This window comes from Hylemonella sp. P2_B10 (genome assembly GCF_056404875.1).
Map to the genome: position 1 here is coordinate 67,489 of NZ_JBFUDE010000001.1, position 18,007 is coordinate 85,495.

The window sequence follows — 18,007 nt, forward strand, 5'->3', positions numbered from 1 at the left end:
ACAAGCACATGGCCCTGATGGACATCAAGGTACCCGACATCGGCGACGTCACCGAAGTGGCAGTGATCGAGCTGCTGGTCAAGCCCGGCGACACGGTTGCCGCCGAGCAGAGCCTGATCACGGTGGAGAGCGACAAGGCGTCGATGGAAATCCCGTCCTCAGCCGCCGGCGTGGTGAAGGAACTGAAGGTCAAGCTGGGTGACAAGGTGAGCGAGGGATCGGTGATCCTGGTGCTGGAGGCTGCAGCCGGGGCGGCAGCGGCTGCGCCAGCGCCTGCTGCTCCCGCGCCAGCGCCATCCGCGCCGGCCCCGACCAGCGCTGCGGCAGCGGCACCCGCTGTCGCCGCCGCACCGGCCGCCCAATTCGCCGGCACTGCTGACCAGCAATGCGACCTGCTGGTGCTGGGGGGTGGCCCCGGTGGCTATTCGGCCGCCTTCCGCGCCGCCGACCTGGGGCTGAAGGTCATCCTGGTGGAGCGTTATGCCACGCTGGGTGGCGTGTGCCTGAACGTGGGCTGCATCCCGTCCAAGGCGCTGCTGCATGTGGCGGCGGTGATGGACGAGGTGAAGCACTTTGACGCCCTGGGCGTCAGCTTTGGCGCGCCCACGCTGGACGTGCCCAAGCTGCGCGCGCACAAGGACAAGGTGGTGGGCAAGCTGACCGGCGGCCTGACCATGATGGCCAAGATGCGCAAGGTGACGGTGGTGCGCGGCTACGGCAGCTTTGCCGGCGCCAACCACCTGCAGGTGGAAGAGACCAGCGGCGCTGCGCAGGACAAGACCGGCAAGACCCAGGTTATCGCCTTCCAGCGCTGCGTCATCGCCGCCGGCTCGCAGGCGGTGCGCCTGCCCTTCATGCCGGAAGACCCGCGCGTGGTGGACAGCACCGGCGCCTTGAACCTGAGCGAGGTGCCCAAGCGCATGCTGATTCTGGGCGGCGGCATCATCGGCCTGGAGATGGGCACGGTCTACAGCAGCCTGGGCGCGCGCCTGGACGTGGTGGAAATGCTGGACGGCCTGATGCAGGGCGCCGACCGCGACCTGGTCAAGGTGTGGCAGAAGATGAACGCGCCGCGCTTTGACAACATCATGCTGAAGACCAAGACGGTGGCGGCCAAGGCCACGCCGGCTGGCATCGAGGTGACCTTTGCCAGCGCGGAGGAGGGTGGCAGCGCGCCGCCGCCGCAGACCTATGACCTGGTGCTGCAGGCCGTGGGCCGCACGCCCAATGGCAAGAAGATTGGCGCCGACAAGGCCGGCGTGGCGGTGACGGAGCGCGGCTTCATCAACGTCGACATCCAGATGCGCACCAACGTGCCGCACATCTTTGCCATCGGCGACATCATTGGCCAGCCCATGCTGGCGCACAAGGCGGTGCACGAGGGCCACGTGGCGGCCGAGGTGATTGCCGGCGAGCTGAAGGGTGACAAGGAGCTGGCCGCCAGCGCCTTCAACGCCCGCGTGATCCCCAGCGTGGCCTACACCGACCCCGAAGTGGCCTGGGTGGGCCTGACCGAGGACCAGGCCAAGGCGCAGGGCATCAAGGTGAAGAAGGGTCTGTTCCCCTGGAACGCCTCCGGCCGCGCGATTGCCAATGGCCGTGACGAGGGCTTCACCAAGCTGCTGTTCGACGACTCCCCCGAGGCGCACGGCCACGGCCGCATCCTGGGCGGCGGCATCGTCGGCACGCATGCAGGCGACATGATCGGCGAAATCGCACTGGCCATCGAAATGGGCGCCGACGCAGTGGACATTGGCCAGACCATCCACCCGCACCCGACGCTGGGCGAGTCGCTGGGTATGGCGGCTGAGGTGGCGCATGGCAGCTGCACGGATGTGCCGCCGGTGCGTAAAGTGGGCTGAGACCTGCTTCGTTCGGGCTGAGCCTGTCGAAGCCCTTTCGCGCAAATGAGTTGGCAGGGATCAGGCCCCCACGGCACTCGGCTCCGCGGCTGGACAGGCCGATGGCCAGAGGCCATGGCTCTTCAGCCTGTCCCGGCCTGCGCAGGCAGGCTGTGAGCCGCGGGCTTCAGCCCCGGCCCTGCGGGCCTCCTCCTTGATGCCGCTGCGCCTAATGCCATGACGACCTGATCCCGCGAACGGGGTTGGTGTTCCGGCATTTCAGCGTTGCGCGTGCCAACGGCCCCGATGTCGCTGGGGCGCGTGACGTAGCGAAATCAAGGAGGAGGGCCGAAGGCCCGGGGGACATTCGCGGAGTCACGTGCACCGGCGGCGTCGGAAGTTCGCCAATTTGCGGCGGGCGGTCGGCTACTTGATCAAGCCCTGCACTTCTTTGAACAGAGGATGCTCAGCAGTCCGCAGCCACTCAAACGCCACCATTTCAGTGGAGACGAGCTCAGCCCCCGCGCCGGCCAGCCGGTCAAACGCAGCATCGCGGTTGCGCTCGGTGCGCGAGCTGCAGGCATCGGTCACCACCCAGACGTCGAACTCGTCTTCCAGCAGGTCCAGCGCCGTCTGCAACAGACACACATGGGCCTCGCAGCCGGCCAGCACGATGCTGTTCCGCGCCGGCGCTTCCTGCTGGGGCTTTTGCAGGTGCTTGGGCAGGCTGCGGGCATTGCCACGCGGCGCTGCCGTGTTGGCCACTTCGGGCCGCAGCGATTCGCCCAGGCCTTCCTCCACAGCGCTGAAATGCATCTTGGCCAGCCACTGCTTGCCCAGGGTGCGCAGTTCGGGCGGCGTGGGGCCCAGCTTGGACGGGTTTTGCTCGGTACCCCACAGCGGCACGCGCAGCGCTTTAGCCATCTGCGCCAGGCGCACGGCATTGGCCAGCACCTGCGGGCCTTCGAACAGGGCGGGCAGCAGCCGTTCCTGGTAGTCCACCAGCACCAGTTGGCACTCTTCGGCATCGATCAGCATGGGGAAAGTCTCCGGATTCGGGTTGTTTGGTCAGGGCTTGGCCGGTGGTTCACGGCATGCCGAACATGTCGACCTGCGGTGCTGGCGCCGCTTCGGTGTCGGTTTCGGTCAGGTTCAGCAGCGGCGCGCAGCGGGCGATCAGCTGGTCCACGCAGCGTTTGAACAGCGTTTCGGCCGGTACCGGCAGCAGCGCCAGTCGGGCGCTGCGGTGCAGCATCAGCAAACCCACGCCCTGGGCAAACAGCGCGGCTTTTTCGCGCTGGGCGTCGGCGGTGCTCAAACCCAGTGCGGCCAGCGCCACCTCCCAGGGGTTGAGCAGTTGTTGCAGACTGGCTCTCAGCGGCTCCCAGTCCGGCTTGGCGGCAGCCAGGTCACGCTCGTCGCGCAGCAGGTAAAGCAGCCAGTCCAGTTCCTTAGGGTTGGCCTCGTAGAAGCCAAACCAGGCCAGGGCCTTGGCCTGCAGGGTGCGGGCCGGCTGGCCCTTGACGACCTTGGCGTGGTTCATGGCGGCCGCCAGCCGCTCCAGAGACTCGGCCAGCAGGGCGCCAAAAATCGCCTCCTTGCTGTCGAAATACGAGTACAAGGCGCCGGGTGTGTAACCGGCCCGTTTGGCGATCTCGCGGATGTTGGCGCCATCCATGCCCAGTTCGGCCAGGGCCGAACGGGCGGCATCCAGCATCAGGCCGCGGCGGGTCTCTGTGATGATTTTCTTGCGCTGTAGCTTGGCGTGCATGGCCGCAACTATAGCGTGGCGCCAGTTCGGCCATCAAAACCTTGCAGGCTTCTTTAAAATTTCATCCAACGACATAAAAATTAAACAATGATTAATTTTGAGAACAAAATTGCCAATGAAATAATCGCAGTTTTCTAAAATGGGTAAAAATCTTTACATATCAACTGCTTAAATAAGATACTTCATTTGTAACATCAGCTTGACACCGCCCGCACCCTGCCTATATGCTGCGTCCCATGCGAAAAACCCTGGTCGCTGCCCTGCTTGCCGTGTGTGCGTCTGCGCACGCAGCGCCGGCCGGCACGCCAGACGACCTGGGCAACTTCCTCTCTACCAAGGGGTTGATCACCAAGCTGGACCAGGTGCGCCAGAGCGTCAGCAACAAGGCGGCAGACCTGGTCATCACCTCCATGGGTTTCCTGGGCGTGCCCTACAAGCGTGGCGGCAGCAGCCTGGAAACCGGCTTTGACTGCAGCGGCTTTGTGCGCGCCATGTACGAACAGGTGTCGGGCCTGGTGCTGCCGCACAAGGCGGAACAGCAGGCCGCCCTGACCCAGAAGATCAAGCGCGACGACTTGCAGCCGGGCGACCTGGTGTTTTTCAACACCATGCGCCGCGCCTTCAGCCATGTGGGCATTTATGTGGGTGACGGCAAGTTCATCCACTCGCCCAAGCCCGGCGCAGCCGTGCGGGTGGAAGACATGCGCGTGGCCTATTGGACGCGGCGTTTCGACGGCGCACGCCGCCTGGACGCCACCGACACCGCCGCCCCGGGCCAGCCGGCTGCGGCCACCGACACCGAAGCCGGCGCTTCCGGCAACTGAAGCCCCCCGACCTCCATGGGCCGCTATTGGCTGATGAAATCTGAGCCCGAAGAGTGCTCGATCGACGACGCATTGGCCGCCCCCAAGCACACCGTGCCCTGGACCGGCGTGCGCAACTACCAGGCGCGCAATTTCATGCGCGATGACATGCAGGTGGGTGACGGCGTGCTGTTCTACCACTCCAGCTGCCCGCAGCCCGGCGTCGTGGGTTTTGCTCGCGTGGCTTCAGCCACCCGGCCCGACCCGACGCAGTTCGACAAGAAGTCCCCTTACTACGACGCAGCTTCCAAGCCCGAAGCGCCGCGCTGGCTGTTGCTGGACGTGCAGGCCACGCGCAAGACCCGGCTGCTGGGCCTGCCCGAGCTGCGCGACACGCCCGAGCTGGCCGACATGATCCTGCTGCGCCGGGGCAACCGGCTGTCCATCACGCCGGTGGAGCCGGCGCACTGGAAGCTGATCGAGCGCATGCTGGCTTAGCTGATCGCTCCTTCGAAGGACGCAATGATCGCGCACGGCTTGTCCCGCGTGCCATCGCAGCAGGCGCGCAAGGCCGTCAACTCCCGCTTCAGGTACTGCAGGCTCTTGATGCGCTCATTCACCCGGGCGATGTGGTTGTCCAGCAGGTCGTTGGTGGCCGCGCAGGATTCGCGGGGCGACTGCGCAAAGCCCAGCAGTTCGCGCACCTCGGCCAACGGGATGTCCAGCGCGCGGCAATGGCGGATGAACTGCAGGCGCGCCAGGTGCTCGGCGCCATAGTCGCGGTAGCCGCTGTCGGTGCGCGCCGGCTCGCTCAGCAGGCCTTCGCGCTCGTAGTAGCGGATGGTCTGCACGTCGCACTGCGTGGCCGCCGCCAGTTCGCTGATTTTCATGATTGCCCTTACGGTTTGACCTTGTAGCGACTATAGGGTTTCCAATCCCAACCAGCCACTTGTTCAAGGAGATACCCATGTCTGCATCGTGCTGCGCACCTACCCAACCCGCTGTGGACCCCCGCTTTCGCCGGGCGCTGTGGATCGCCCTGGTGGTGAATGCGGCGATGTTCGCGGTGGAGATCGCGGCCAGTGTCAGTTCTGGCTCGGTGTCGCTACTGGCGGACGCCATCGACTTTTTTGGCGACGCGGCCAACTACGCGCTCTCCTTGGCCGTGCTGGCCATGCCGTTGGCGGTGCGTTCGCGCGCGGCCATGGTCAAGGCGGCGTGCATGGGGGCCTTTGGCGTGCTGGTGCTGGGCCGGGCGGCCTGGGCGCTGCATGCCGGCACGGCGCCCGAGCCCGCCACCATGGGCGTGGTGGCGCTTGCCGCCCTGGTGGCCAACGGCGGCGTGGCCGTGATGCTCTACGCCTTTCGCGCCGGTGACGCCAACATGCGCTCGGTGTGGATTTGCTCGCGCAATGACGCCATCGGCAATGTCGCAGTCGGCCTGGCCGCGCTGGGGGTGTTTGGCACCGGCAGCGCGTGGCCGGACCTGATGGTGGCGCTGTTCATGGCGGTGCTGGCCATCACGGGGGCGTCGACGGTGCTGCGGCATGCGAAGGCGGAGCTTCAGCACGCGCACTGAGCAGGGTTGGTATCATGGGCGCTATGCGCCGCCTGCTCGTTATCCTGATGATCCTGCTGCTGCACGTGCACACCTGGGCCGGGCAGCGCATGGCCGTGGGCATGGCCCAGCAGGAGCTGGCCGCTGCCGTGGCCGCGCAGGCGGGCGACACGGCGCAGGCCGATGCCGACGCCGCCATGCCGGCAGACTGCCCCATGATGCTGGCCAAGGCCACGTCAGGCCAGGCGGGCCAGCCGCATGGCATGGGCTGCCAGGCCTGCCAGCTGTGCATGGCGATGGCCGCCATGCCGCTGCCGCCGGCCCAGGCCTCTGTGCTGCTGGCGCCGGCGCCGCCGGTGCTGGACGCCACGCCATTTGCCAGCGCTGAGCTGGTGCGGCTGGCCGAGCCACCCATTCGCTGAATCCCCGTTAGCCCTGGTGCGCCTGCACGCTTGCGTGGCGGGCGCGCGTTGCATTCGCCGGCCGCGGCTCTGTGGCTTGGCCGGCTTCACGGAGATTCAGATTGGAAACACACATTCGACGGCGATGGCGCTGGCCCACATTGCTGGTGGCCGGCGTACTGGCCCTGATCGCGCCGGCCCAGGCCGGCCCCATGGGATTCAAGGACAGCTGGATGAGCATGGGCGACTTTTCGCCCAATTGGCAAGAGCTGTTTGTCAACTACGCGTTGACCCCGCGTGACGCGCTGGGCGTGGGCGCGCTGGTCATGCGTTCGGACGACGGCCGGCGCGAGCGCCAGCTGGTGGAGACCACCTACACCCGGCTGCTGAGCCGCTGGAACCTGCCGCAGGCGCAGGCCAACATCTGGCTGGTGGCCGGTGTGGGTGATGTGACGGGCAACGATTTCGCCGGCCACAAGGCCCTGCTGGCGCCGGGCGTGCAGGTGGACTATGAGACCACCCGCATCTACGCATCAGCCTTCACCCGGCTTTACCGGGCCGAGGGGCTGCGGCACGACTTTGCCAGCGCGCGGCTGGGCTTTTCGTTCTACGAGGTGGACTACGACCAGGTGCAGCCGTGGTTCATCCTGGAAGTGCGCCGCATGCGGGGCCTCTCTGGCCAGACCGAGGTGACGCCCATGCTGCGGCTGATCCACAACCGCTACTTCATTGAGTTGGGCGTCAACACCGCACGCCAGGCCCGCGCCAATTTCATGTACATCTTTTGATCGGAGTTTTTCATCATGGCTTTCAACATCAAGACATCCCTTTTCGCCGCAGCGCTGCTGGCTGGTGCCTTGCCTGCGCTGGCGGCCACCAGCGTCAAGGTCACCGTCAACGGCATGGTGTGCGCCTTTTGCGCCCAGGGCATAGAAAAACGCCTGGGCAAGATGGACGCCACGCAGGCTGTGTTTGTGGACCTGAAGAACAAGACCGTGGCGGTGCAGGCCAAGGACGGCCACACGCTGGACGGCAAGGCCATCAGCGCCGAGATCGTGGACGCGGGCTATGACGTGGTCAAGCTGGAAACGGTGCCGCGCTCGGTGGCCGAGATACGCGCCGAGCTGAAGGCCGGCGGCAAATGAGCACCGACGGCATGGCCCAGACGCGCGGCGGCCTGTGGGCTTCGCTGGCCAGCCTGCTGGCCAGCAGCAGCACGCTGGTGTGCTGCGCCCTACCGGCGCTGCTGGTGGCGCTGGGGGCTGGGGCGGCGTTGTCGTCACTCGTCTCGGTGTTCCCGCAGGTGGTGTGGCTGAGCGAGCACAAGGCAGCGTTGTTCGCCTTCGCCGGGCTGATGCTGGCCGTCAGCGCCGCGCTGCAGTGGCGCAACCGTCATGCGCCGTGCCCGGCCGACCCGGCCCTGCGCGCTGCCTGCATGCGCACGCGCAGCGCGGCCTGGAAGGTGCTGGGCGTGAGCGTGGCGCTGTACCTGCTGGGCGGCTGGTTTGCGTTTGTGCAGCCGCTGCTGGGGGGCTAGAGCCGGCGCCTACTGAAGCGTCCCCGCCAACCGGGCCTTCACCGCCGCCACCAGCGGCGCTATGGCCGAGGGCGGGAAGGGCGATACGCTGCTGACGTTGATCTCGCACAGCACGTAGCGCTGCGCTTGCCCGGGCGTGGGCTCGCCGAACATGAAGTCGCAGTCCCACAGCAGGGGCAGTTGCTCGCGGCTCACGCCCACGCGCAGGCGCAGCTGCTCTATCCAGCCGCCTTCGCCTTCCAGCAGCGCCTTGAGCGACTGGAACTGCGGCAGGTCGGCCGGGTGGTACAGACGCGGGCCGGGCGTGGGTGCGGCCTCACCGCCGCTGGCGGGGTACAGCGCATTGATGGCCTGGTGGCCAAAGCCGGCCACGCGGCCCTGCACCAGGTAGGCGCGCACCATGCCGTCCACCAGGCGTGGCTGCCAGGCCTGATCGACCATGTGGCCGCCGGCATCGGGCTCGAAATAGGGCGCCAGGCGCTGCTGCAGCGTGGCCATGTCCATGTGCTCTTCTTCGCTGCCGCGCTGCGCGTGGCGCACCTGCAGCAGGGGTGAGCCTGCCACGCGCGCCACGCGCCACACGCCTATGCCGCTGTGGCCACGGTGCTGCTTCAGCACGCGGGCACCGCGTGCCAGCCGCTGGGGCAGTTCGGCGGCGAGTTGCGCCAGGCTGTCCACGCGCACCGCGTCGCTGCCAAAGGGCAGGTCGCGCACGGCCAGCAGCACGTCCTTGGTGCCCAGGCGCAGGATGGCGTCGGGGTGGGTGCTGACGAAAGTGCCGGACTGTGCCACCTCGCGCAGCAGGGCGTCCAGCCGGTCGCGGCGGCGACCCGCTTCCACCGGGTTGTGCCAGACCAGCACGCCGTCCACGGTGCGCAGCTGGGCGGCCACTTCGTCGGCAAAGTCGTCGTGGTAGATGGCGGGCTCTGCGGCCACGCCGGCATCCGCAAAGGCCTGGAACAGGGCGGCGAAGCGGCTCTCGGCGGGGTTATTGCGCGTGCGCGCTTCGCGGTCACCGGGGTACAGCAGGGCCAGGCGGGGTTTGTGGGGTATGCCAGGCGTGCCATGGGCCGGGCCGGCGCTCACGTGGCCTCCTTCGGCTGCAGCGGCTTGCCGGCGCTGGCCCAGCCGTCGATGCCGCCGGGCAGAAAGCTGGCTTGCACGCCCAGCGCGCGCAGCTTCAGCGCGGTGGCGCGGCACACCTCGTGGCCGTAGACGCAATACACCAGCACCTCTTCACCGGCGGGCAGCTCGGCGGCCCATTGCGTCACCGTGGCCGGGTCGCGCCACTGGGCGCCGGGCAGGGTGTTGGCGCCTTGCGCATACATGGCCTGGCGGCGCACGTCCAGCACCAGGCGCTGCTGCATGGCGGCGGGGCTGGCGTCAAGCACGGCCAGCGTCTCGCTTGCAGCGTGCACGGCGTGCTGATAGCGGGCGTAGACCTTGGCCCAGTCGATGAGGGGCATGAAGGCGTCCACATAGGCGGCGGCATTGGCGCCAAAGTCCAGGTGGTAGGCGTGCTCATACATGTCCAGCGCCAGCAGGGGCACGCCACCGGCGATCGCGTGGGTGTGATCTGCGGCCCACTGGTTCACCAGCGTGCCGTCGCGCGGCTGGAAGGCCAGCACCACCCAGCCCGAGCCGCCGCCCAGCGCCTTGCCCATGGCGGTGAACTCGTCGCGCCAGCGCGCCTCGCTGCCAAAGCTGCCGGCCAGGGCCAGCGCCATGGCGGGCGTCATGGGCTGCGGGCTGGCGCCCAGGCTGTCGAAGTACAACTCGTGCAGCAGCATGGAGTTAGTGGCGATCAGCTCTTCGCGCTTCAGGCCGTTCAGTGAGTAGCCGGGCAGGCTGGCGGGCGGGGCCTGGCGCAGTTCGGTGCGGATGGCGTTGAGCCGTTTGACGGCGCCGCTGTAGTTGTTCTGGTGGTGGCTGCGCAGCAGCTTGTCGGACAGGCCGGGCAGCTGGGCAGGGTCAAACGGCAGCGGCAAGATGCGCTGGGCCAGGATGTCGGGGGTGGAAACAGGTTGACTCAAGGAAAGCTCCTACCAGGGCATGGGTACCCAAGATCAGGAGCAGTGCTTGGGGCGCAAGGCGCGCCCTTGGAAGCGTGGGGAGACCGCTCGTGTCCCCGCATGCAAATGGTAGCACAGCGGTGTGAGCAGGGCGGTGCGAACAGGGCGGCGTTAGCGCAGCGGCGGCGCTTCCAGCACCTGGCGGCTCCAGTGCTGGAACAGCGCGGCAATGTCTTGCGGCTTGTGCGCACGGTTGCTGGTCAGCCACCAGGCCAGCAGCTCAAACAGCGCGCCCCCCAGGTAGTGCGCCTGGGCCTGCGCCTGCCAGCCGCGCGCCTTGGGCGCAGGTGTGGCGGCCAGCACCAGTTGCACCATCAGTTCGCGGAAGCGGTCTTGCACATACTGGCCGGAGCGCCGGCCTATCAGCGCGCGAAACACCTGCTGCGCCTCGTGCACATGTGTCACCAGGCCCGGCACGAAGGCCAGCGGCCCGGCCTGAGCGGGGACGGCACCTGCGTGCACCGGCCCGGCACCAGCCTGGGCCAGCAGGATCTGGCGCAGCATCTCGAAGTTGGCCTTCAGCAGGTCTTCCTTGTTGGGGTAGTGCTGGTAGAAGGTGGAGCGGCCGATGTTGGCGCGCTCGCACAGCGTCTGCACGTCGATGGCGTCCCAGCCGCGCTCCACCATCAGCGCCATCAGCGCCTCGCGCAAGGCGTCGCGGGTGCGCTGCACGCGGCGGTCGAGTGGCTGCGCTGAGGGGGTGGGTCGGTGGGTCATGAAAGGGTTCCTGCACACAAACAGCTTGGGCGTCCGTTAACGGACAAAGCGCGCGCCAAGGTGCTTTCGCGCGCCGCGAGGGTGCCGCAAGATGGCGGCCATCACGTTCTTTATTGAACACCGTGTCCAACATCCTGGCAAGGCCCTTTTTACCCCTGGAGCTTGAATGACCCTGCGCACCACCACCGTTTCCGCACCTGCTTCCCCGGGGCCTCGCGGCGCCCTGGAAGGCTTTGTGCGCTACCTGTTCTACCCCTTGCTGCTGGCTGTCACGCTGGGGCTGTTTGCCGCCTCGCTGTGGGCCGGCTGGGACCTGACCACCGTGTTTGCCTGGATGGGCGGTGCCCGGTTCGCGCTGCTGCTGGCGGTGGAGTTTGCGTACCCGGCCAAGCCCGAGTGGAAGATGAGCTGGGCCAGCTTCGGGCGCGACCTGAAGTACATCGCCGTCAACGGTGGTATCGCCGGCCTGCTGAAGCTGGCCTTTGGCTGGCTGGCGCTGGACTTGAGCCGCTTGAACACCGGCATCGTCAGTGGCACGCCTTTTTGGGTGGAGTTTGCGGCGCTGCTGCTGGTGTTCGAGTTCTCCCAGTACTGGTACCACCGCCTGAGCCACGAGGGCCAGGGCCGCTGGGGCGCCTGGCTGTGGAAGCTGCATGTGCCGCACCACCTGCCGGACAAGGTCTACCTGCTGATGCACCCGGTGGGCCATCCGCTGAACTTTCTCGTCTCGCTGGCGCTGGTGCAGTTGCCGCTGGTGGTGCTGGGGGCGCGGCCCGAGACCATCTTCCTGTTCAACGCGCTGATGGGGCTGCAGGGGCTGGTGTCACACTTCAATGTGGACATAAGGGCCGGCGTGCTGAACTACCTGCTGGTGGGCACCGAGCTGCACCGCTACCACCACAGCAGCAACCTGGCCGAGGCGAAGAACTTTGGTGTGCTGACGCCGTTTTGGGACATCGTGTTTGGCACGTTCCAATACCAACCCGGTCGCCTGCCGCTGGCGCTGGGCGTGGGCGAACCGGCGCGCTACCCTCGGAGCCATGAACTGGTGAAGGTGCTGGCGCTGCCGTTCCGGTGAGCAGCCGTGCCGGCGCGCACAATACGGGGGATGAAACTCATGCATGGCCTGCGCCACAGCGGCGTGGCAGCGGCTTTGGGTGCTGCCCTGCTGTTTGGCGCCGGCACGCCGCTGGCCAAGCAATTGCTGGCGGCGGTCGACCCCTGGGTGCTGGCGGGGCTGTTCTACCTGGGCTCGGGCCTGGGCTTGTTCATCTACCGGCGCGTCATGCGTGCCGAGCCGGTCAGGCTGCCGGCGGGCGAGTGGCCCTGGCTGGTGGGCGCCATTGTGGCGGGCGGCGTGGTGGGGCCGGTGCTGCTGATGTTCGGGCTCAGCGGCATGCCGGCCTCGGGCGCATCGCTGTTGCTGAACGCCGAAAGTGTGTTCACCGCGCTGCTGGCCTGGTTTGCCTTCAAGGAAAACTTTGACCGCCGCATTGCGTTGGGCATGCTGGCCATTGTGACTGGCGCGTTGGTGCTGGGCTGGCCGGGCGAGGCGCGCCCAGGCGCCCTGTGGCCCACGCTGGCGGTGCTGGGCGCTTGCCTGGCCTGGGGCGTGGACAACAACCTGACGCGCAAGCTGTCGTTGACGGATGCCGCTTGGCTGGCCTGCGTCAAGGGGCTGGCTGCCGGCACCGTCAACCTGGGGCTGGCCCTGGGCGTGCTGGGCGCCCATCTGCCCCCGCCGGCCAGCATGGCGCTGGCGATGGTGGTGGGTTTGCTGGCCTATGGCGTCAGCCTGGCGCTGTTTGTGGTGGGTTTGCGGCACCTGGGCACGGCGCGCACGGGGGCTTATTTTTCCATCGCGCCTTTTTTTGGCGCGCTGCTGGCCCTGCTGCTGGGCGAGCCGCTGACCGCTACGCTGGTGGTTGCTGGCGCACTGATGGCGTTGGGCCTGTGGCTGCACCTGACCGAGCAGCACGGCCACTGGCACGCGCACGAGCCGTTGGCCCATGCGCACAAGCACACCCACGACGCACACCATGAGCATGCGCACGATGTGGACGTGCCCCCCGGCACCACCCACAGCCACCCGCACCAGCATGAGCCGCTGCGCCATGTGCACGCGCACTACCCGGATGCGCACCACCGGCACGAGCACTGAGGTGAGTGAAGCTTGTCGGGCAGCTCAGTTGGCCCCCACCGCCTCACGGCTCATCCGCGCCTGTCTTCAAGAAAGACGCCAGCACGGTTCCCACCGCCGCGCCGACCAGTTCCGCCATGACGAAGCCCGGGCTGCTCGCGGGCGAGATGCCGGCAAAACTGTCACTGAACATGCGGCCCAGCACGGCGGCGGGATTTGCAAACGATGTGCTCGCGGTGAACCAGTAAGCCGCCCCGATATAGCAGGCCACCAGCGCGGCAACCCGCTTGGCCGGCGCGCGCAGGATGGTGAACAGCAAGCCGGCGGTGGCCACCGCCTCGGCAATCCATTGGCCTGTGCCTGAGCGGACCTTGGTGCTGAACTGCATGATGCTCATGTCGAACATGGCATGGGCCAGCCACGCGCCCAGCACGGCACCGGCGCACTGCGCCAGGATGTAGAGCGCCGTCAGCGACACGCGGTCGTCCGAAGACATCCCACCGCGAAACGCCAGCACCAGCGTCACCGCAGGGTTGAAGTGCGCGCCGCTGACCGGGCCGAGGGTTTCGATCAGCACGTACAGCGCGAACACCGTGGCCAGCGTGTTGGCCAGCAAGGCCACGCCGTTGTTGCCGCCGCTCAGGCGTTCCGCCATGATGCCGGAGCCGATGACAGCGCACAGCAGCATGGCTGTGCCCACGCACTCGGCCAGCAGGGCCTTGGAGACGTTGTGCTGCATGCGGCTCAGGCCTTGGACAGGTCGCGCGCGATTTGCTCAAGCATCAGCTTGGCTACGCGGTCTGCAGGCAGATTGACCAGCAGGTCCAGCCGGCGGCGGATGGCGTGCAGGGTTTGCCTGAAGGCATCCAGCCGTTGCTCGTTGGTGCCTTGCACCTCTGAGGGGTCGGCGTAACCCCAGTGGGCGGTGGCTGGGTGACCGGGCCAATAGGGGCACACCTCGCCGGCGGCGTTGTCGCACACCGTGATGACCAGGTCCATGTGCGGCGCGTCGGGCTTGGCAAACTCATCCCAGCTCTTGCTGTACAGGCCCTCGGTGGTGATGCCAGCGGACTGCAGCACTTTCAGCGCCAGCGGGTTGGACTGTTGGTTCTCGCGCGGGCTGCTGCCGGCCGAGTAGGCCTTGAAGCGGCCACGGCCCATATGGTTGAGCGTGGCTTCGGCCAGGATGCTGCGCGCCGAATTGTGCGTGCACAGAAAAAGCACGTTGAGGGGTTTGTCGCTCATGGCAGAAGATTCCTTAGCAAGTGCTGCAAGCGGTTGCCGGACTGACTGCGCAGGGTTCGCCTTCGCAACAGTGTTCGGTCAGGTAGCTCAGCAGAGTGTTCATGGTTTCAAAATTGGCGCGGTAGACATGGTTGCGCCCGCGCTGCTCGCTGCTGACCAGGCCCGCGTGGCTGAGCTCCTTCAAGTGAAAAGACAACGCGCTGGGCGCCACCGCCAGTTGCTCCGCCATGTGCGACGGCAGCAAGCCTTGTTCGCCGGCAATCACCAGCGCACGGAAGGCGCGCAACCTGTGGGTCTGGGCCAGCGCAGCCAGGGCGGAAATTGTTTGGGCTTCAGTCATTGTTCAATATTACAATAACTATTGAATAGTTTTATGACAACCATATTTCAACGCCCGACAATGGCCACCATGACCGGGGACAACTCGCCTGCCCATGCCTGACAGCCGTTGGCCCACGGTGTGCAAACTGGGTGGTGCTGTCACCATTGCCTACGCTTCCACCTACTATTTGCTGGCCATCATTGGGCAGCCCATGGCGGCTGAGCTGGGCTCGTCTGTGGCCACGGTGTTCCTGGCCCTGTCAGCAGCCTTGCTGGTGTCTGCCGTGCTGGGGCCGCTGGCGGGCCGGCTGGTTGACCGCCATGGCGGGCGGGTGGTGCTGCCGGGCGCCAATCTGCTGTTTGCCGCTGGCCTGGTCGCGCTGGCTTACGCGCAAGGCACGGTCAGCTTGTTTGCGGCCTGGCTGTTGCTGGGCCTGGCCATGTCCGCCGGGTTTTACGAAGCGGTGTTCTCCAGCCTGGTGCGGCTTTATGGGGCCAGCGCGCGCCCGTCCATCACCGGCGTCACGCTGATTGCGGGCTTCGCCAGCACCGTGGGCTGGCCCCTGTCGGGTTGGCTGCTGACAGTCGTTGGTTGGCGCGGCACCTGCCTGGCTTGGGCGGCCCTGCATCTGCTGGTGGCGCTGCCCTTGAACCTGTGGATACCGGCGTTGGCAAAGGCCGGCGCGAGCACCGCCGAGCCGGAGAACGCTTCAAGCACGGCAGACCGTCAGCCGTCGCAGCCTCACACCGCATTGACGCCTGCGCAGAGCCGCCGCATTGGCTTGCTGCTGGCCTTTGTCTTTGGCGTCACCTGGTTTGTCAGCACCGCCATGGCCACGCACTTGCCCAGGCTGTTGCAGGCCAATGGCGTGGGCATGGCCGCAGCCATTGGCCTGGCCGCGCTGGTGGGGCCGGCCCAGGTGGCCGGCCGGCTGCTGGAATACGGCTTGTTGCGCAATGTCAGCCCGCTGCTGTCGGCGCGCCTGGCTTCACTGGCCCATGCCGTCGGGGCTGGCCTGTTCATTGCCATGGGGGCACCGGCGGGTGTTGTCTTCACCGTGCTGCATGGCGTGGGCAACGGCATCATGACCATTGCCAATGGCACCTTGCCGTTGGTCTTCTTTGGACCGGCCGGTTATGGCGCGCGCCAAGGAGCGCTGATGATGCCTGCGCGGTTTGCCCAGGCCCTGGCGCCTTTCTTGTTCGGCCTGGCCATTGACGGCATGGGCGCGTCTGCGCTGTGGCTGTCCATCGGCATGGGCGTTTCAGCGTTTGCAGCGCTCATGGTGCTCAAGCCAGCGAAGCCGCTCTGATTGCTGAGCACTTGACCTGCCGCAAGGAAAACTGCGCGCTCTTGTCCAATGATGGGAAGCGTACGGACCACGACGTCCTGAATGGCGCCAAATTTCCCAGAAAAGAATGCATATGAAAAACGTTCAAGTGTTTGACCCAGCCCTGTGCTGCAGTTCTGGCGTTTGCGGGGCCGAGGTCGACCAGCATCTGGTCAGCTTTGCGGCGGATGTGGATTGGGCACGGAAAAACGGCGCTCAAGTCGAGCGCTTCAACCTGGCTCAGCAACCGATGGCATTTGCGTCGAATGATGCGGTCAAGGGCGTGCTGGAGCGTGCGGGTGAATCCGGCTTGCCGCTGGTGCTGGTGGACGGCGCCATAGCCCTGGCGGGTCGTTACCCTGCGCGCGCGGAACTGGCCCGCTTGGCGGGCATTGCTGCGCCGGCTGCAGAGCCGGCCAAGGCAACTGCGTGCTGCTCTGGCGGCAATTGCTGCTGAGCGGCGGGACGCATCGTGAACTTCCTGGACCAAGCTCCGCGCTTCCTGTTTTTCACTGGCAAAGGCGGGGTGGGCAAGACCTCCATCGCCTGTGCCGCCGCCATGCAACTGGCGGGGGTGGGCAAGCGCGTGCTGCTGGTCAGCACCGACCCGGCATCGAACGTGGGGCAAGTGTTTGGCATTGCCATTGGCAACCACGTCGTGGCCGTGCCCAAGGTGGCTGGCCTGTCGGCGCTGGAGATTGACCCGCAGGCAGCCGCGCAGGCCTACCGAAGCAAGATCGTGGACCCGGTGCGCGGCGTATTGCCGGACAAGGTGGTCAACAGCATTGAAGAGCAGCTGTCAGGCGCCTGCACCACCGAGATTGCCGCATTTGACGAATTCACCGGCCTTCTGACGGGCTCGGACCTGGTGCGCGACTTCGACCACATCGTGTTCGACACCGCGCCCACCGGCCACACCATACGCCTGCTGCAACTCCCCGGGGCCTTGAGTGGCTTTCTGGAAACCGGCGAGGGCGACGCCTCCTGCCTGGGGCCACTGGCCGGGCTGGAAAAGCAGCAGGCCCAATACGGCGCGGCAGTGCAGGCGCTGGCCGACCCGCTGCGCACGCGCGTGGTGCTGGTGGCGCGGGCGCAGGCGTCCAGCCTGCGCGAGGCGGCGCGCACGCACGACGAGCTGGCGGCCATAGGCTTTTCGCGCCAGTACCTGGTGCTCAACGCGGTGTTTCCGCTGGCGCAGACGCAGGGCGATGCGCTGGCGGCATCGATCTGCCAGCGCGAGCAGAATGCCTTGCGCGCCATGCCGCCAGTGCTGGCCAGCCTGCCCACAGACCAGATCCCCCTGAAGCCTTTCAACCTGGTGGGGCTGGATGCGCTGCGCCAGTTGCTGGATGCGGCCCCACCCACCTCAGACAGCCCGGTTACACCGTTGCCCCGCCTGCAGGCGCCCAGCCTGTCCGCTCTGGTGGATGAGATTGCCGCCGACGGCCATGGCCTGGTGATGCTGATGGGCAAGGGCGGCGTGGGCAAAACCACGCTGGCCGCCGCCGTGGCCGTGGAGCTGGCGCGCCGTGGCCTGCCGGTGCACCTGACCACCTCCGACCCGGCCGCTCATTTGGCCGAAACGCTGCACGGTGAGATGGCCAACCTGACTGTCAGCCGCATCGACCCGCGTGAGGCCACTGAGCGCTATCGCCGCGAGGTGATGGCCAGCAAGGGTGCCAAGCTGGACGCGCATGGGCGCGCCCTGCTGGCGGAAGACCTGCGCTCGCCCTGCACGGAGGAGATTGCCGTGTTCCAGGCCTTCTCGCGCGTGATACGCGAAGCCGGCAAGGTGTTTGTGGTGATGGACACCGCGCCTACCGGCCACACGCTGCTGCTGCTGGACGCCACTGGCGCCTACCACCGCGACATCGTGCGGCAAATGGAGGGCAGCGGTCGGCACTTCAAGACACCGATGATGCAGCTGCAAGACCCTAGGCAGACCAAGGTGCTGATCGTGACGCTGGCTGAAACCACGCCGGTGCTGGAGGCTGCCGGCTTGCAGGCCGATCTGCGCCGCGCCGGCATAGAGCCCTGGGCCTGGGTCATCAACAACAGCGTGGCGGCGACCACCGTGAGCTCGCCGTTGCTGCGTCAGCGCGCGCACAACGAGATGGCTGCTATTCAAAGTGTGACCTCGCAGCATGCCAAGCGCTACGCGCTGGTGCCGCTGCGTAAAGATGAACCTATTGGGGTCGCGCGTTTGCTCGACCTGTCGGCAGAGCAAGCTGAAACCGCAGCGGTTTGAGACCCTCTCGCTTGGGGTGTCG

22 protein-coding genes are annotated in these 18,007 nt (G+C 66.8%); 13 read left to right on the forward strand and 9 right to left on the reverse strand.

What is annotated here, in order from left to right; genetic code table 11:
- The first annotated feature begins 8 nt into the window (after positions 1–8).
- Positions 9–1,862, forward strand: a complete 1,854-nt coding sequence (gene lpdA, locus AC1DX2_RS00275; protein WP_477194280.1) for a dihydrolipoyl dehydrogenase — start codon at positions 9–11, stop codon at positions 1,860–1,862.
- 405 nt (positions 1,863–2,267) lie between these two features.
- On the opposite strand, the gene AC1DX2_RS00280 is transcribed toward lpdA, so the two are convergent.
- Both AC1DX2_RS00280 and AC1DX2_RS00285 read right to left on the reverse strand, forming a co-directional pair.
- Entirely contained in the window at positions 2,268–2,879 is a 612-nt protein-coding gene (locus AC1DX2_RS00280; protein WP_477194281.1) for an isochorismatase family protein, read from the reverse strand.
- Positions 2,880–2,928: 49 nt separating this feature from the next.
- Entirely contained in the window at positions 2,929–3,612 is a 684-nt protein-coding gene (locus AC1DX2_RS00285) for a TetR/AcrR family transcriptional regulator (RefSeq protein WP_477194282.1), read from the reverse strand.
- 236 nt (positions 3,613–3,848) lie between these two features.
- On the opposite strand from AC1DX2_RS00285, the gene AC1DX2_RS00290 reads away from it, so the two are divergent.
- Together AC1DX2_RS00290 and AC1DX2_RS00295 are read left to right on the forward strand one after the other, a co-directional pair.
- A complete protein-coding gene (locus AC1DX2_RS00290) occupies positions 3,849–4,436 on the forward strand; it encodes a C40 family peptidase (protein WP_477194283.1) in 588 nt (195 codons plus the stop codon).
- A 15-nt stretch (positions 4,437–4,451) separates the two neighbouring features.
- Complete coding sequence (locus tag AC1DX2_RS00295; RefSeq protein WP_477194284.1) at positions 4,452–4,913, forward strand: EVE domain-containing protein; 462 nt, start codon at positions 4,452–4,454, stop codon at positions 4,911–4,913.
- On the opposite strand, the gene AC1DX2_RS00300 is transcribed toward AC1DX2_RS00295, so the two are convergent.
- Entirely contained in the window at positions 4,910–5,305 is a 396-nt protein-coding gene (locus tag AC1DX2_RS00300; RefSeq protein ID WP_477194285.1) for a Cd(II)/Pb(II)-responsive transcriptional regulator, read from the reverse strand. The genes AC1DX2_RS00295 and AC1DX2_RS00300 overlap by 4 nt on opposite strands.
- Before the next feature lie 77 nt (positions 5,306–5,382).
- Between AC1DX2_RS00300 and AC1DX2_RS00305 the strand changes: the two genes are divergently transcribed.
- The 5 genes from AC1DX2_RS00305 to AC1DX2_RS00325 all read left to right on the forward strand — a co-directional run bounded on the left by AC1DX2_RS00305 (position 5,383) and on the right by AC1DX2_RS00325 (position 7,911).
- A complete protein-coding gene (locus AC1DX2_RS00305) occupies positions 5,383–5,994 on the forward strand; it encodes a cation efflux transmembrane domain-containing protein (RefSeq protein WP_477194286.1) in 612 nt (203 codons plus the stop codon).
- 14 nt (positions 5,995–6,008) lie between these two features.
- On the forward strand, positions 6,009–6,395 hold the full coding sequence (locus tag AC1DX2_RS00310) for a hypothetical protein (RefSeq protein WP_477194287.1): 387 nt from the start codon (positions 6,009–6,011) through the stop codon (positions 6,393–6,395).
- Positions 6,396–6,496: 101 nt separating this feature from the next.
- Complete coding sequence (locus AC1DX2_RS00315; protein ID WP_477194288.1) at positions 6,497–7,162, forward strand: hypothetical protein; 666 nt, start codon at positions 6,497–6,499, stop codon at positions 7,160–7,162.
- A 15-nt stretch (positions 7,163–7,177) separates the two neighbouring features.
- The gene (locus tag AC1DX2_RS00320) at positions 7,178–7,519 is read left to right on the forward strand and encodes a heavy-metal-associated domain-containing protein (RefSeq protein ID WP_477194289.1); all 342 of its coding nucleotides are present in this window, start codon (positions 7,178–7,180) and stop codon (positions 7,517–7,519) included.
- A complete protein-coding gene (locus AC1DX2_RS00325; RefSeq protein WP_477194290.1) occupies positions 7,516–7,911 on the forward strand; it encodes a hypothetical protein in 396 nt (131 codons plus the stop codon). Before AC1DX2_RS00320 ends, AC1DX2_RS00325 begins: the two co-directional genes overlap by 4 nt.
- Positions 7,912–7,920: 9 nt before the next feature.
- Here the strand turns inward: AC1DX2_RS00325 and AC1DX2_RS00330 are convergent, their stop codons facing one another.
- The 3 genes from AC1DX2_RS00330 to AC1DX2_RS00340 form a co-directional block, all read right to left on the reverse strand.
- Positions 7,921–8,997 (reverse strand): Cj0069 family protein, encoded by a 1,077-nt coding sequence (locus tag AC1DX2_RS00330; RefSeq protein WP_477194291.1) that lies wholly within the window; start codon positions 8,995–8,997, stop codon positions 7,921–7,923.
- Entirely contained in the window at positions 8,994–9,914 is a 921-nt protein-coding gene (locus tag AC1DX2_RS00335; RefSeq protein WP_477195729.1) for a Fe-Mn family superoxide dismutase, read from the reverse strand. Before AC1DX2_RS00335 ends, AC1DX2_RS00330 begins: the two co-directional genes overlap by 4 nt.
- A gap of 180 nt (positions 9,915–10,094) precedes the next feature.
- Positions 10,095–10,700: a TetR/AcrR family transcriptional regulator gene (locus AC1DX2_RS00340; RefSeq protein ID WP_477194292.1), complete on the reverse strand. Its 606-nt coding sequence runs from the start codon at positions 10,698–10,700 to the stop codon at positions 10,095–10,097.
- 166 nt (positions 10,701–10,866) lie between these two features.
- Here AC1DX2_RS00340 and AC1DX2_RS00345 point away from each other — a divergent pair, with 166 nt between their 5' ends.
- Positions 10,867–11,778, forward strand: coding sequence for a sterol desaturase family protein (locus AC1DX2_RS00345; protein ID WP_477194293.1), 912 nt, complete (start codon positions 10,867–10,869; stop codon positions 11,776–11,778).
- A gap of 39 nt (positions 11,779–11,817) precedes the next feature.
- Positions 11,818–12,861, forward strand: coding sequence for a DMT family transporter (locus AC1DX2_RS00350; protein WP_477195730.1), 1,044 nt, complete (start codon positions 11,818–11,820; stop codon positions 12,859–12,861).
- A 43-nt stretch (positions 12,862–12,904) separates the two neighbouring features.
- Here the strand turns inward: AC1DX2_RS00350 and AC1DX2_RS00355 are convergent, their stop codons facing one another.
- The 3 genes from AC1DX2_RS00355 to AC1DX2_RS00365 are packed head-to-tail and all read right to left on the reverse strand — an operon-like array spanning position 12,905 to position 14,425.
- Entirely contained in the window at positions 12,905–13,579 is a 675-nt protein-coding gene (locus AC1DX2_RS00355) for an aquaporin (protein WP_477194294.1), read from the reverse strand.
- A gap of 5 nt (positions 13,580–13,584) precedes the next feature.
- Entirely contained in the window at positions 13,585–14,085 is a 501-nt protein-coding gene (locus AC1DX2_RS00360; RefSeq protein ID WP_477194295.1) for an arsenate reductase ArsC, read from the reverse strand.
- A gap of 13 nt (positions 14,086–14,098) precedes the next feature.
- Positions 14,099–14,425: an ArsR/SmtB family transcription factor gene (locus AC1DX2_RS00365; RefSeq protein ID WP_477194296.1), complete on the reverse strand. Its 327-nt coding sequence runs from the start codon at positions 14,423–14,425 to the stop codon at positions 14,099–14,101.
- Positions 14,426–14,519: 94 nt separating this feature from the next.
- Here AC1DX2_RS00365 and AC1DX2_RS00370 point away from each other — a divergent pair, with 94 nt between their 5' ends.
- The 3 genes from AC1DX2_RS00370 (at position 14,520) to arsA (ending at position 17,985) form a co-directional block, all read left to right on the forward strand.
- Positions 14,520–15,719, forward strand: coding sequence for an MFS transporter (locus AC1DX2_RS00370; protein ID WP_477194297.1), 1,200 nt, complete (start codon positions 14,520–14,522; stop codon positions 15,717–15,719).
- Positions 15,720–15,831: 112 nt separating this feature from the next.
- Positions 15,832–16,194 carry an arsenite efflux transporter metallochaperone ArsD gene (arsD, locus tag AC1DX2_RS00375; protein ID WP_477195731.1) on the forward strand — a complete coding sequence of 121 codons (363 nt, stop codon included), beginning with the start codon at positions 15,832–15,834 and terminating at the stop codon, positions 16,192–16,194.
- Between the two features lie 15 nt (positions 16,195–16,209).
- Positions 16,210–17,985 (forward strand): arsenical pump-driving ATPase, encoded by a 1,776-nt coding sequence (arsA, locus tag AC1DX2_RS00380; protein WP_477194298.1) that lies wholly within the window; start codon positions 16,210–16,212, stop codon positions 17,983–17,985.
- Positions 17,986–18,007 lie beyond the last annotated feature (22 nt).

Bases quoted from the DNA above. Each gene is read 5' to 3' on its own strand.
- AC1DX2_RS00355 (WP_477194294.1), bottom strand. From the start codon at position 13,579: ATGCAGCACAACGTCTCCAAGGCCCTGCTGGCCGAGTGCGTGGGCACA.
- AC1DX2_RS00320 (WP_477194289.1), top strand. From the start codon at position 7,178: ATGGCTTTCAACATCAAGACATCCCTTTTCGCCGCAGCGCTGCTGGCT.
- AC1DX2_RS00290 (WP_477194283.1), top strand. From the start codon at position 3,849: ATGCGAAAAACCCTGGTCGCTGCCCTGCTTGCCGTGTGTGCGTCTGCG.
- AC1DX2_RS00280 (WP_477194281.1), bottom strand. From the start codon at position 2,879: ATGCTGATCGATGCCGAAGAGTGCCAACTGGTGCTGGTGGACTACCAG.
- arsD (WP_477195731.1), top strand. From the start codon at position 15,832: ATGAAAAACGTTCAAGTGTTTGACCCAGCCCTGTGCTGCAGTTCTGGC.
- AC1DX2_RS00370 (WP_477194297.1), top strand. From the start codon at position 14,520: ATGCCTGACAGCCGTTGGCCCACGGTGTGCAAACTGGGTGGTGCTGTC.
- AC1DX2_RS00350 (WP_477195730.1), top strand. From the start codon at position 11,818: ATGCATGGCCTGCGCCACAGCGGCGTGGCAGCGGCTTTGGGTGCTGCC.
- AC1DX2_RS00365 (WP_477194296.1), bottom strand. From the start codon at position 14,425: ATGACTGAAGCCCAAACAATTTCCGCCCTGGCTGCGCTGGCCCAGACC.
- AC1DX2_RS00310 (WP_477194287.1), top strand. From the start codon at position 6,009: ATGGGCGCTATGCGCCGCCTGCTCGTTATCCTGATGATCCTGCTGCTG.
- AC1DX2_RS00285 (WP_477194282.1), bottom strand. From the start codon at position 3,612: ATGCACGCCAAGCTACAGCGCAAGAAAATCATCACAGAGACCCGCCGC.
- AC1DX2_RS00295 (WP_477194284.1), top strand. From the start codon at position 4,452: ATGGGCCGCTATTGGCTGATGAAATCTGAGCCCGAAGAGTGCTCGATC.
- AC1DX2_RS00305 (WP_477194286.1), top strand. From the start codon at position 5,383: ATGTCTGCATCGTGCTGCGCACCTACCCAACCCGCTGTGGACCCCCGC.
- AC1DX2_RS00345 (WP_477194293.1), top strand. From the start codon at position 10,867: ATGACCCTGCGCACCACCACCGTTTCCGCACCTGCTTCCCCGGGGCCT.
- lpdA (WP_477194280.1), top strand. From the start codon at position 9: ATGGCCCTGATGGACATCAAGGTACCCGACATCGGCGACGTCACCGAA.
- AC1DX2_RS00360 (WP_477194295.1), bottom strand. From the start codon at position 14,085: ATGAGCGACAAACCCCTCAACGTGCTTTTTCTGTGCACGCACAATTCG.
- AC1DX2_RS00340 (WP_477194292.1), bottom strand. From the start codon at position 10,700: ATGACCCACCGACCCACCCCCTCAGCGCAGCCACTCGACCGCCGCGTG.
- AC1DX2_RS00325 (WP_477194290.1), top strand. From the start codon at position 7,516: ATGAGCACCGACGGCATGGCCCAGACGCGCGGCGGCCTGTGGGCTTCG.
- AC1DX2_RS00300 (WP_477194285.1), bottom strand. From the start codon at position 5,305: ATGAAAATCAGCGAACTGGCGGCGGCCACGCAGTGCGACGTGCAGACC.